This is a genomic window from Microcoleus sp. S13_B4 (assembly GCF_036700885.1).
In the GTDB taxonomy this organism is placed as follows: Bacteria; Cyanobacteriota; Cyanobacteriia; order Cyanobacteriales; family Microcoleaceae; genus Microcoleus.
The window spans coordinates 23643-37494 of sequence record NZ_JAUBPU010000028.1 but is presented as its reverse complement, the minus strand read 5'-3'; the positions used below and the strand labels follow the sequence as shown (position 1 = coordinate 37494).

General features: G+C 47.7%; 8 protein-coding genes. All 8 read left to right on the top strand.

Translation table 11 applies throughout. From position 1 onward, the window contains the following. Positions 1 to 241: 241 nt before the first annotated feature. Positions 242 to 1582, top strand: coding sequence for an ABC transporter substrate-binding protein (locus QT994_RS16185; protein WP_333176119.1), 1341 nt, complete (start codon positions 242 to 244; stop codon positions 1580 to 1582). Between the two features lie 554 nt (positions 1583 to 2136). Next, positions 2137 to 4650, top strand: a complete 2514-nt coding sequence (locus QT994_RS16180) for an MASE1 domain-containing protein (RefSeq protein WP_333176117.1) — start codon at positions 2137 to 2139, stop codon at positions 4648 to 4650. 441 nt (positions 4651 to 5091) lie between these two features. Next, positions 5092 to 8802 (top strand): response regulator, encoded by a 3711-nt coding sequence (locus QT994_RS16175; protein WP_333176115.1) that lies wholly within the window; start codon positions 5092 to 5094, stop codon positions 8800 to 8802. Beyond that, positions 8795 to 9169 carry a response regulator gene (locus tag QT994_RS16170; protein ID WP_015177895.1) on the top strand — a complete coding sequence of 125 codons (375 nt, stop codon included), beginning with the start codon at positions 8795 to 8797 and terminating at the stop codon, positions 9167 to 9169. Before QT994_RS16175 ends, QT994_RS16170 begins: the two co-directional genes overlap by 8 nt. Next, positions 9166 to 10224 carry an adenylate/guanylate cyclase domain-containing protein gene (locus tag QT994_RS16165; RefSeq protein ID WP_333176113.1) on the top strand — a complete coding sequence of 353 codons (1059 nt, stop codon included), beginning with the start codon at positions 9166 to 9168 and terminating at the stop codon, positions 10222 to 10224. The genes QT994_RS16170 and QT994_RS16165 overlap by 4 nt, the downstream gene beginning before the upstream one ends. A 77-nt stretch (positions 10225 to 10301) precedes the next feature. Further along, positions 10302 to 10820 (top strand): Ycf51 family protein, encoded by a 519-nt coding sequence (locus QT994_RS16160; protein ID WP_333176111.1) that lies wholly within the window; start codon positions 10302 to 10304, stop codon positions 10818 to 10820. A gap of 170 nt (positions 10821 to 10990) precedes the next feature. Further along, the gene (locus QT994_RS16155) at positions 10991 to 12325 is read left to right on the top strand and encodes an ATP-binding protein (protein ID WP_333176109.1); all 1335 of its coding nucleotides are present in this window, start codon (positions 10991 to 10993) and stop codon (positions 12323 to 12325) included. Beyond that, on the top strand, positions 12322 to 13852 hold a 1531-nt coding region (locus QT994_RS16150; RefSeq protein ID WP_333176107.1), incomplete at its 3' end, for a tetratricopeptide repeat protein. The genes QT994_RS16155 and QT994_RS16150, both read left to right, overlap by 4 nt.

Below are 13852 nucleotides of genomic sequence, written 5' to 3'. Positions count from 1 at the left end.
TTCCTCATTTAGCAAAACATCGATCGCACCTGACAGCAATTCCTTGCTATCGGATGTGGCCGCAGGATAAACTAGGAACAGGAGTTTTCACCGTTTTGTTTCAAAACACCTCGAATGGATAGAGCAATCAGCTACTACCAGATTTGCTAGATTGAGCTCGTTTTATGTACCTCTAACTATCCGCCTCCATCCGCGCTCATCGGCGCTTAAACAAATATTCTTCCCTGAATGTAACTAAAAAATGATTCTATCCCAATTATTCCCAGCAATTAAAAGACCAATACAACTAGCTGTCTGCATTTTACTTACCTTAAATCTGCTAATATTAAGCGGCTGTCAAAACACCACAACACCCGCGTCCAAAAACGCCGAACCAATAAAAATTACACTGTGGCACGGCATTAATCCCCCGCCCAATCGCGACGTATTTAAAACTCTCATAGACAAATTCAACAAAACACATCCCAACATCCAAGTAGAACCAATTTACATCGGTCAGCCCGACCAACAACTACCAAAAATACTAACAGCAATCGTTGGAAATGCACCGCCGGATTTGCTTTGGAATGCTGCCACAATTTCAGGAAAACTAGCAGAACTAAACGCAATTGAACCATTAGAAAACTGGCTCGACAAATCGCCCCGGAAAGCCGAAATCTACCCGGCACTCTTCGAGTCAATGGAACTCGGCGGACACACTTGGTCAGTTCCCCTGGCGACAAACAACGTCGCCATCTTTTACCGTCCCAGCTTATTTGCAGCAGCAGGAATCAAAAAATTGCCGCAGAATTGGGCGCAATTAAAGCAAACAGCCCGATCGCTCACGCAAGACACCGACGGAGACGGCCGCACCGACCAACACGGCATAGTGCTCCCCCTAGGCAAAGGAGAATGGACAGTATTTACCTGGCTGCCATTCATGTTCAGCGCAGGCGGCGAACTCAAAGCCAAAACACCTCAAAGTCCTGTACCCCAAATAGATAATCCCGGTTCTCGCGCCGCCTTAGAATTGTGGGACGACTTGTTAAAAGAAGGTTCAGCAATATTGTCAGCACCCGAACGCGGTTACGAACTCGACAACTTCATCGCCGGGAAAGTCGCCATGCAAATCACCGGGCCGTGGACGCTAGCACAGTTGCAGCAAAGCGCGATCGACTACGGAGCAATGCCTTTACCGATTCTCAAACGCCCCGCAGCCGTCGTAGGGGGTGAAAACCTATTTTTAATGAAAACCTCGCCAGAACGAGAGCGAGCCGCCCTAGTATTCTTAGAATACGTTATAGGTGAAGAATTCCAAACAGCATGGGCATTGGGAACAGGTTACTTGCCCATTAACTTAAAATCGAGACAGAGCCAAGCTTATCAAAGCTTTGTGGAAAAAAACCCTGTTTTGCAAGTATTTTTAGAGCAAATGAACTCAGCCAGAGCGCGACCCATTATATCAGGTTACTCCCGCCTATCAGAAAACCTCGGTCGCGCTATAGAGGCAACCCTTCTGGGCCGCAACCCCCAAGATGCCCTTAAAGAATCTCAAGAGCGTTTGACACTAACCCTAGATATGGCTACAGCTATAGGGAAATAGATCAGAAAAAATATTTTTATTAGCTGTAAAATATCCGCTTTCACTGTATTCGAGCGAAAGACTGGAAGACTCGATTGATTGGTTGAAAATCTAGTGAAAATCACTACCGCCTGCACTTCTAATCAGAAACCGTGTTGCTTGCCATAAACTGACCTAAAAGCAGAGATTTTACGTGGCTATTATTGGTATTTTAGGTATTATTGAGCATGATGCAAGATGTTAGGGTGAATATAGTTACGATCGCCCGACACAAAAAGACACCCGCTGTCGGTCGGTAATAAATTTTCAACAAAAACCAAAAATTTACAAACCAATTGCTTAGCCATTAGAGATATATTTACAAAAAAGCGATACTCTCGAAATTCATGGGCAGATGTGATCCAACAAAAAAACCGAACCCTCAACGGCACCACAAAAAGTTAGCTCAAACGCTTCTCCCACTACTTACCACCCATTACCTACCATCACCTAATAGAAACATTTTCTCTACCCTCTGCCTGTCCCATGCCACCTACTGAGACCCCAACAACCGTCCACCTTTTCCCCAAACGACCATGCAGACAAAGTTCCTTAATGCAATCAAAGGACATTCCTGGCGGTACTTCCTCGCAGTAGGCGCGATCGCCTTGGTCTACTATGGGGCGTCGCAATTCGCAATTTCCACCCTCACCCTCAGTTCAGAAATTTACCCGATGTGGCCAGCAGCAGGAATTGCCCAAGTCGCCCTGCTGCTGTTTGGGCGACAACTGTGGCCGGGAATCGCGATCGGAGGCTTCCTGTTCAGCATGAGCGTACCGTCGGCCAACATCGGCACGGCATTGATCTCGGCCGGCGCCAGAACCCTGCAAGCGTGGACAGGAACTTATCTGCTACAGCGCATTAACTTTAGCGCCAAGCTCGATCGGCTCAAAGACGTTTTAGGAATAGTCGGACTAGCAGCCTTGGGATCTACCCTGATCAACTCCACCATCGGCAGCATCCTCGTATGCCTGACCAGTTTATCTAGCTGGAGCAATTTTGGCACGATTTGGGGGAGTTGGTGGGTGGGAGACGCTATGGGAATTTTGCTCGTCGCCCCGCTGCTGCTGACGTGCCAACAATTGCCCAAAATCCCCACCCATCGCAAACAGATAGCTGAACGAGCGATTTGGCTGCTGCTGCTACTAGCAGTCGGCTGGCTCGTCTTTTGCTCCCGCACCCGCGCCGCCTACGCGCGCTATCCCCTCGAATACTTACCATTTCCCCTAGTAGTTTGGGCTGCCTTTCGATTCGGTCAGCGCTACACGGCTCTCTCCAACCTCATCCTCTGCGGCTTCGCCATCTGGGGCATAGCCCGAAGCAGCGGCCCCTTTTTCAAACACGCCAGTAGCATCCCCCAAGCACTGTTATCCCTGCAAGCCTTCATCGCCGTCATAGCCGTCACCGGCTTAGTCTTAGCCGCCACCGTCGCGGAACGCCACCAAGCAGAAGCCTCCCTGCGCGCCAGCGAAGCCAGCCTCGCCAACGCCCAGCGCATCGCCCAACTAGGCAACTGGGACTTAGACCGCAACGCCCAGCAATTGCGGTGGTCAGAGGAAATTTACCGCATCCTGGGACAGCAACCGGGAAGTTTTGAACCCAGCCTGGAAGCCTTCTTGGAATACGTGCACCCTGAAGACAGAGAATTAGTCAAAACCTCGATCGAAGCCGCTTTATTTCAGCAACAGCCTTACAGCATCGACTACAGGCTCATACTCCCCGACGGCAGCAACCGCACAGTCTACGAACAAGCCGCCGTCACCTCCCTCTACATCACCAGCACCGTCCAAGACATCACAGACAGAAAGCAAGCCGAAGCCGCCCTGCGTTCTTCAGAAGAAAGATTTTCCAAGGCTTTTCACGCCTCCCCAGTTGGCATCAGCATCTGCACCCTCACAGACGCACGCTTCCTTGATGCCAATGAAAGCTTTTTGCGCTCCTTAGGCTGGCCGCGGCACGAATTTATCGGCTACACCCCCACCGACTTAGGAATGTGGGTCAATTCCGAAGACGGGCGGCGCCTCGCCCAGATTTTGCAAGCACAAAATTCGATCGGCAACCAAGAAATCAAAATTCGCACCAAAAGCGGCGAAGTGCGCGACTGGCTGCTGTCAGGGGAACTCATCGACCTCGGCACCACTCAATGCGTTTTAATCATGACCAGCGACATCACCGAACGCTTGCGATCCGAAGAATTCCGCCGGGCCGCATTAGCCGCCGAAGCTGCAAATAGATCCAAAAGCATTTTTCTCGCCAACATGAGTCACGAACTCAGAACCCCCCTCAACGCCATCATCGGCTACAGCGAGCTCCTGCAAGAAGACGCGCGAGACCTCGGTGCTGCAGAGTTCATCGACGACCTCCAGAGAATTAACACGGCCGGCCAGCACCTACTCGCGCTGATTAAAGATATTCTCGACTTGACCAAAATTGAAGCAGGCCACACCGACTTGCACGTCGAAACCTTCACCATTCCAACTCTGGTTGAGGAAGTAGTCGCCACGATCGCGCCGATGGCAGACAAAAATAGCAATATCCTAGAAATACAATGCCCCGAGGATATTGGCTCGATGCACACCGACAAAACTAAACTCCGGCAGTCTCTGCTCAACCTCCTCAGCAATGCCGCGAAATTTACTTGCTCCGGCGCGATTACCTTCGCCGTTACCCGATCCGTCGAAACCCCCGCCGACGCTGCAAAGAAAGGCAAAAAACTTGGATCGTATAGAGGAGGTGACAAAGCTGAAAATAGCTTGTCTCTCTTATCTTCTGCTCAAGAGGGGATCATTTTTACGGTCAAAGATACCGGCATTGGCATGAGTCCCGAACAGTTAGCCAGAATCTTTGAGCCTTTCACCCAAGCCGATTCCTCAACTACTAAGAAGTACGGGGGCACTGGTTTGGGGCTGACGATTACTAAGAAATTCTGCGAAATGATGGGCGGAGATATTACTGCATTCAGCGAGTTGGATAAAGGTTCTACCTTTACCATTCGGCTGCCAGCTATGTTCACCGACCTTTCGATCTCAACCGAAAAGTCTGACGAGTAATATTTTTTTTGACAGTTATTTTCGATGCCTGCAAATTTTCTTTGCCTCCGACAATTGCTGATTATTTCGCTAGCACTTAGGGAGATTGGGTAAATAATTTATCACATTATAAACTCAGTTTTTTTACTAGATTTTCTAATATAGAGTAAACTTAAATGAGTCGTAAAAATTTTACGACTCCTGCAAGGGTTGCTATATTATTTTTGAGCCTGCTGCCGACATTTAGAGGATTGGTTGGTTGATAATCCTTAAAAGTTCTGAAAATTAATATAATTAGCGCAGTTTGAAAGATTTTGGAGAGGAAACATGATCCCTCGGCTTCTCAATAAAACCTGTGATAGACTTCGATCGCGTACTTGTCCCCTAACGCTATACCTACGTATATATACTATTAATTAAAAAGATATACTGTAGAAAGTTGCCTACAAAGCGCCAGAAAATATGCACCCCCACCTCCAGCGCCAACTCGAACAGCTCGGTTTAGTCGGCGAGTCTCCCCCTCCCACTGCTGAGCAGTGGCAGCTTTTATTAGAGCAGGTAAGTTGTAGCTATGACCGAGTTCAGACTCAGCAAGAACTTCAGCAGGAAGATTGCTTTAACTTGGAGACGGTGGCATTAAAGGATTTAACTGACTCGCCCCAGTTCCCTCAAGAACCTCCAACAGCTTCAGAATTCGATCGACTGCGGGGGATTATCAACAGTTTGGGGGCGGGATTGTGTATCCTTGACGCGAAGGGCTGTGTAATCTCGGTGAATCCAGAAGCCGAACGCTTGCTGGGGTGGCGAGAGTCGGAACTTGCAGGCGTTTCCCTGCTAGAGCGCATCGGGAAGCAAAAGGAAGGCAAGAAATCCCAAGTTTTAAAGGCTCCGAAACAGTCGCCAAGCAAGACTGAAGATAGGCCGATCGCACCTACACTAGATCTACAAGAGGCGATCGCTTCCGGTCAACCTTGCAACAATTGGGACGACGAGTTTTTGTGTCGCGACGGCAAGATTTTACCGGTTTCCTATTTTTTCCATCCCGCAGTTGAGGGCAGCGAAATATCAGTCTTGGTGTTTTTTGACATTAGAGAACACAAGCAATCGCTCTCGATACTGCAAGCAGTTCTAAAATCTACAGATGCAGGAATTCTGGCGGTTGACATAAACGGCAATATATGTAATTATAATCAGAAATTTCTAGAGATGTGGGGGTTGTCCGCCAGCCAAGGAAAGTTGAGCCGATCGACCTTCGGCACTGTCAAAAAAACAATCAAAACAGGATTCCCCTTCGACAGGGAACAATTAAAAGACCCGCAAGGATTTCTCCAAAACGTGATCAAAGTGTCGGCAGATCCAGATACTCAAATCAGCGAATTATTAGAATTTAAAGACGGCAAAATTCTTGAATTAAATTCCTTGCCCTCAAAAGTCAGAGCGAAAACAGTCGGTAGAGTCTGGAGCTTTCGAGATGTTACCCAACTCAAAAAAGTGGAACAATCTTTGCAGTATCGAATAGAATTCGCTCAGTTGATTTCCCGTTTCTCAACCGATTTCATCAGCCAGCCCTCATCAGAAATAGACAAAGGCATCGATCAAACCCTGGAAGCGATCGCCACCTTGAGCGGGTTTGACCGCAGTTACATCTACCTGTTATCTCAAGACAAAACCCGTGCCGACAAAACCTACGAGTGGTGCGGCGAAAGCATTGTGGCAGTCAAAGACAGCACCGACAGCCAAATAGACATCGCACAAATCCCTTGGATCGCAGAAAAACTCGATCGCGCCGAATGCCTCTATATTCCAGAAATCGGCGAACTCCCGCCCCCAGCGAGCGCCGAAATTGCCTATTTTATCGGTCAAAATCAAGCCCAATTCCCGACAGAATCCCCATCCCAAACAGTCAATCAAACAGTAATCGCTTCAATTTCTTCGATTGGCGCTTCCCTAAATAATTTAAAATTAAAAAAACAGCTAAAAAATATCCAATCGCTGATAATTATTCCCCTAATTTGTAGTAAAAACCTAGTAGGATTTCTCGGATTCGATGCCTTAAAGCAAACAACAGGTCGAGGAACCGAAATATCCCCACAGCTAAAAATGGTAGGAGAAATGCTCGCCAATGTCCTAGAGCGTAAGCGAGCAGAAGCAGCCTTGAGACAATCCGAAACAAAATACCGCAGCATCTTTGAAAACGCAGTCGAAGGCATATTCCAGACAACGCCTTCAGGACACTACCTCAGCGGCAATCGCGCACTAGCCCGCATTTACGGCTACGAATCCTGTACCCAAATGCTCGCCGAACTCACCGATATCAACCGTCAATTTTACCTTAACCCCAATCGGCGCGCGGAATTTATGACCCAATTGGGCGCGCGCCGCGAAGTGTCAAAATTTGAATCCCAAATATACCGCCGAGACGGTAGCACCATCTGGATTTCTGAAAACGCCCGCAGCATCTGCGACGAAAACGACCGCGTTTTGTACTACGAAGGCACAGTCCAAGACATCACCGATCGCAAACAGGCAGAATCCGCCATGCAGTTGGCCCTAGAAGCAGCAGAATCAGCCAACCGGGCAAAAAGCACATTTCTCGCCAACATGAGCCACGAACTTCGCACGCCCCTCAACGCCATCATTGGCTACAGCGAAATGCTTAAAGAAGAAGCAGAAGAATTGGGCAGTTGCGAATCCGTCCCCGACCTCGAAAAAATCTGCAGCGCCGGCAAACACCTGCTGTCCCTGATTGACGACATCTTAGATATTTCTAAAATTGAAGCAGGCCGAATGGATCTCTACTTAGAAACATTCGACATTCATACCTTAATTGAAAGTGCTGTTGCCACGGCCAGGCCGCTGGTCGAGAAAAATGGTAATACCCTAGAAGTGTACTGTCCAGACAACCTCGACACCATGCACGCGGACATGACAAAAGTGCGGCAAGTGCTGCTTAATTTGCTCAGCAACGCTGCCAAGTTCACACAAAACGGGAAAATTGCGATCGGAGTGGAAAGAATTAAGAATGAACAATTAAAAATGAAAAATCAAGAAGAATCTTCCCAAATTTTAATTTCCAACTCCGAATTTTTAAGTTTCCGCGTCGCCGACACCGGCATAGGCATGACACAAGACCAATTGCAGCGAGTTTTCCAACCTTTCACCCAAGCTGATGCCTCCACTACCCGCGAGTACGGTGGCACAGGTTTGGGACTAGCAATCAGCCAGCGCTTCTGTCAGATGATGGGCGGCAGCATTGAGGTCAGCAGCACCTTGGGCGCAGGCACCACTTTCACCGTGCTTTTGCCCAGCGCCATCAAACAGCCGGAAATCCCCAACAAAGTCCATGACAGCACTAGCCCTCCGGACGCCCCCGCTGTCGGCACGGTGCTGGTAGTTGACGACGACCCGATCTCGCGGGATTTAATCCAGCGCGCCCTCAGTCGCCAAGGGCTGCACGTAGAAGTCGCCGGCGGCGGCGAGCAAGCTCTCCGGCTCGCTAAGCAACTACGGCCAGACGCCATTACCCTGGACGTGATTATGCCCGGAATGGACGGTTGGGCGGTACTCTCAGCGCTGAAGGCAGATCCTGAGCTTGCCGAAATTCCCGTAATCCTGCTATCCTTTGTGGGCAACAAAAGCCTCGGCTTTGCATTGGGTGCCTCGGACTACCTCACCAAACCAGTGGACGGCAAACGGCTGGCTGCCTTGTTGAACAAGTACCGACGCGACCAAGACGGCGTTGCAAGTAACAATTTGACCTGTCAGATTCTAATTGTGGAAGACGACGTTGCCACGCGCGAAATACTGCGATGCGTACTAGAAACACAAGGCTGGGCAGTAACGGAAGCTGACAGCGGACGCGCTGCTCTCGATCGGCTAAAAGTGGCTCGCCCGCACCTGATATTACTGGATTTGATGTTGCCAGAAATGGATGGTTTTGAGTTGATCGGGGAACTTCGCAAATCCCATTCGGGAGATCCTATACCGATTGTTGTGATCACGGGGAAAAACTTGACACAAGCCGAAAGCCAGCAGCTAAACGGCTACGTCGAGCGGGTGCTACAAAAAGGAGTCTACAGTTGCGATAGTTTGTTGCGCGATGTTCGCTCTATAGTCAATGACAGGTTCGATCGCAGGTACGACTCGAAAGGCAAGGAGAACACCAATGGCTAAAATCCTGTTGGTCGAAGATAACGAAATGAACAGGGATATGCTTTCCAGGCGTCTGGCCCGCAAGGGACATGAGGTCTTTATTGCTGTTGACGGTGCTGAGGGAGTGTCGATGGCGCTCGCGAAAGTACCCGATTTGATTCTGATGGATATGAGTCTGCCGGTTCTAGACGGGTGGCAAGCAACGCAGCAAATTAAGGCGGCTCCTGAAACTAGCAGGATTCCGGTGATTGCGCTGACGGCTCACGCAATGGCGGGCGATCGTGAAAAGTGTCTGGCTGCAGGCTGCAATGACTACGACACTAAACCGGTCGAGTTTCCCCGACTTTTGGGTAAAATTGAAACTCTTCTGAAAGAGGCCCTGACATGAAAGGTGATGAGGGCAGCGTGCTGGTTGTTGACGACAATGAGGTAAACCGCGATTTGCTCGCCCGCCGACTTCAGCGTCAAGGCCATGTGGTGACTGTTGCTGAAGATGGTCTGCAAGCTCTGGAAATGTTGCGAACAGAGCCTTTTGATTTAGTTCTCCTCGACATTATGATGCCGCAAATGAACGGCTATCAGGTGCTCGAAAGTCTGAAGGCGGACGAAAAGTTGCGCCATATCCCGGTGATTATGATTTCGGCGGTGGACGATATCGACAGTATCGTCCGGTGTATAGAGTTGGGGGCGGAGGATTATCTTTCTAAACCGTTCAATCCGGTATTGCTCAAGGCTCGGATTAGCGCTTGTCTGGAAAAGAAGCGACTGCGGGATAAGGAACAGGCGTATTTACATGAGTTGGCCCAGGAAAAGGAAAAGTCCGAGCGTTTGCTGTTAAATATTTTACCCAAGGCGATCGCGCAGCGCCTGAAACACGGGGAAATTACGATCGCAGACAGTTTCGCCGAGGTAACAGTGATGTTTGCCGATTTGGTCGGTTTTACTAAGCTTTCGTCTCATTTATCGCCGGCCCAATTGGTGGAGTTGCTCAACGAGATTTTTTCGGCTTTTGACGAGTTGGCCGAGCGCTACGGACTTGAGAAAATTAAGACGATCGGCGATGCTTATATGGTGGTTGGCGGTTTGCCGACGCCCAGCGACGACCACGCCGAGTCGATCGCCGAAATGGCGCTGGAAATTCAAGCAGCAATGACTAAGATACATACCAAGGGAGGTCAGCCGCTCAGCATTCGCATCGGCATCCACACAGGCCCGGTAGAAGCTGGGGTAATCGGTACTAAAAAATTTACTTACGATTTGTGGGGAGATACGGTAAATACAGCTTCCCGGATGGAATCTCAAGGCGTCCCCGGCAGCATTCAAGTGACAGTTGCTACCTACGAGCGCCTGCGGGATAAGTACGTTTTTGAGGAGCGCGGCGTGATTCCAGTGAAGGGCAAAGGCGATATGATGACTTATCTGCTTATGGGCCGAAACGCTTAATTAATCATTGGGCATTGGGCATCGGGTAGCGGTAACTAATGTCAACAGTCAACAGTCAACAGTCAACAAATCATCAAATGAGCGTAAATTCTAACCTTTTAATGTACGCCCAATGGGCGGGAATTCTGACAGTAGCTTTGGCTATTTTAACAGTTATAGCATTTATCTTCAAATGGGGTTTTCGCTTCCGATTGGTAGGAGTGACAAGCTTTATGGGCGTAATTGCTGCGAGTATATTCGGTCTCGGTTTGGGACTCTTTACTCGCACAGAAATTCCGGGTGCAGTTCGCTATTCTTTAGTTTACGATACTGGCGGCGCTCAAACAGTAGTTACTGTGCCACCTACGATCACCGAATCGGAATTAGAAGCAACGATGCAGCAAGCGGCTGCGGATTTGTACTCTCCAGGGCGCTCGGGGCGGGGCAGAGACTACATGACCATCCGGGTTCGTACTGTTGTACATCCTGAACCTGGGCTGTCGCAGCCGCTGTTTTTGGGCGAGGTGAGGCGATCGCTCGCGACTCGTGATGATGACAAAATGGCGATCGAAATCTTCCCCGAAAAAGTTGCTATTCTGAAAAAATATCAAGCTTAAAAATAGGGTGCAGCAGCATCCTTAGGACTTACGCATGGGAGATCCGAAACCGGGTTTTTTACAAAAATACTTCGTTGTAACGCGCAGATTTGGTAAAAAACGCGGTTTCTTTGGTCCTAGTGCGTAAGTGCTGAAAAAATACTTTAAAGTTATCAAAAAAATATCAGATTATGACTCAAGAATCAGAAAAGTTACTAACAAACCTCTACAATGCTTTTGACCCATTCTATCCTTTACCAGCAGGAGACCCGCAGTATGTTGACTGTCGGGAAGTGCGAGGAGATGGTGATATTACCGTAGATTTGGGCACAAAGATTCAGCGATCGCAGCGAATGACTTGTCAGTTGTATACTGGACATCGCGGTGCGGGAAAGTCAACTGAATTGCTGCGACTAGAGCAACATTTGCAAAACAAAGGCTGTTTTGTAGTCTATTTCGCGGCAGAAGAAGAAGATATCGATCCAGAAGATACTGAATATACCGATATTCTCCTCGCTTGTACCAAACATTTATTGAAAAAACTTAGCTCAAACTCTAAATCTCCAGCTTTATTAAATTGGGTAAAGAGTCGAGGGGCTGAATTGAAAGACTTAGCACAAATGGACGTTGCTCTTGACTCTATCACTCTAGAGTCTCAAATTACTCTGTTTACAAAACTCACAGCAAATATTAGAGCAGTACCGAGTCTGCGTCAAGAAATTCGCCAAAAAATTAACCCCCACACAACAACTTTAATTGCAGCGCTAAATGAATATATTGCTGATGCCAAACAGCACCTCCCTCCCGGCTATACTCAACTAGCAGTTATTGTAGATAATTTAGACAGAATTGTGCCATTAATCGTAGCGGAGGGACGCAACAATCATGATGAAATCTTTATAGATCGCTGCGGACAACTTAAAGGATTAGATTGTCACGTTATTTATACTTTGCCAATTTCAATGATGTATTCTAACCGTGCGAATGAGTTAGCATCCAATTACGATAACACGGAAATTTTGCCAATGATTATGGTGCAAACTCCTGATGGCAAGATCCATAAACCAGGAGTGAATATAATAAAAGAATTGATTCGTAAGCGAGTTAGCATTTTTTCTCCAAACTTATCTCTGGAAACTGGACTGTTTGAAAACAGAGAAATACTAAATCAAATTTGCTTGATGAGTGGCGGTCATGTAAGAAATATGTTGCAGTTAATGGAAGAAGCAATTCAACGTACGGAAAAATTGCCGATTTCTGCAACAGCCGTGCAAAGAGCTATTACGAAAATACGAGATCCTTTTCGCAGAACTGTGGACGATAGAGACTGGCCAATTTTAGCTAAGGTTTCACGCTCAAAAGAAATCAAAAATGAGGAGGAATGCCGCAAATTATTGTTTAACCGTTGTGTTTTGGAATACCGCTACTTTGATGAAGCAGGAGAAATACAGTATTGGCATGATGTTCACCCGCTGATTAAAGGAATCAAGCAATTTAAAGATAGTCTTGCACAAGTTGAGCCATGACGCCAGAAATAATTGATTGGGATGCCGACTTACCCGAAGCAGAACCAGAGGAAGAGTATCAAACTCTGGTACGCACTCTCAAACGGACAAATGGTTTCCGGTTGTTGTTTGTTGAGTGTTCGCCCGCGGAAGGTGAACGCTTGATTGCGAAAGTTCAAGCAGATGTGCCGCAGAAAAAGATTGAGGTGTTGCCGCTGGATGAGTCGGTTTATAATTTTTATAACATAATTAAAGATTTGCCAGAACGGGATGCAATTAATATCTTGTTTGTGAAAGGCTTAGAATATTCACTTTATGAATATGAGAAAGAAAAAAAGGATATCGGATGGGAAAGCAAGGATATTTATTCTTATAGTTGGCGGGGGGTGCCGCCTGTTTTAATTAATTTAAACCAGCAGCGGGAAAGGTTTAGAGATGATTTTAAGATGTGTTTTGTGTTTGTTTTGCCTCGTTTTGCAGTTAATTATTTGATCCAGCGGGCGCCGGATTTCTTTGATTGGCGATCGAGCTTATTTAAGTTGTCGATGGATCGAGAATTGCTGCAACTGGAATCAAGGAAAGCTTGTTGGGAAAGATTGAACCGAGAAGATTACCTAGCTTTGACTTCCCAAGAACGGAAACGGGAATTGGTGAGGATTCAAGTTTTAATTGATGAGGATGGGCAAACACGAGAACAACAAGCTGAATTGTTTTTAGAACAAGGTTTATTACATGGCTATGCTGAAGAATCTGCACAGGCGCTCGCCTCCTTCGACAAAGCCTTAGAATTCAAACCAGATGACGACAAAGCCTGGTACAATCGGGGCTATGCACTGGGTAATTTAGGAAGATGGGAAGAAGCGCTCGCCTCCTACGACAAAGCCTTAGAAATCAAACCAGATTATCACGTGGCCTGGAACAATCGGGGCTATGCACTGGTTAATTTAGGAAGATGGGAAGAAGCGCTCGCCTCCTACGACAAAGCCTTAGAAATCAAACCAAATTATCACGTGACCTGGAACAATCGGGGCTATGCACTGGTTAATTTAGGAAGATGGGAAGCTGCCATCGCCTCCTACGACAAAGCCTTAGAAATCAAACCAGATTCATACGAAGCCTGGAACAATCGGGCCACTGCACTTGGTAATTTAGGAAGATGGGAAGATGCCATCGCCTCCTGCGACAAAGCCTTAGAAATCAAACCAGATTCATACGAAGCCTGGAACAATCGGGGCACTGCACTTGGTAATTTAGGAAGATGGGAAGCTGCCATCGCCTCCTACGACAAAGCCTTAGAAATCAAACCAGATTCATACGAAGCCTGGAACAATCGGGGCACTGCACTTGGTAATTTAGGAAGATGGGAAGATGCCATCGCCTCCTACGACAAAGCCTTAGAAATCAAACCAGATAAACACGAAGCCTGGAACAATCGGGGCACTGCACTTGGTAATTTAGGAAGATTGGGAGCTGCCATCGCCTCCTACGACAAAGCCTTAGAAATCAAACCAGATAAACACGAAGCCTGGAACAATCGGGGCACTGCAC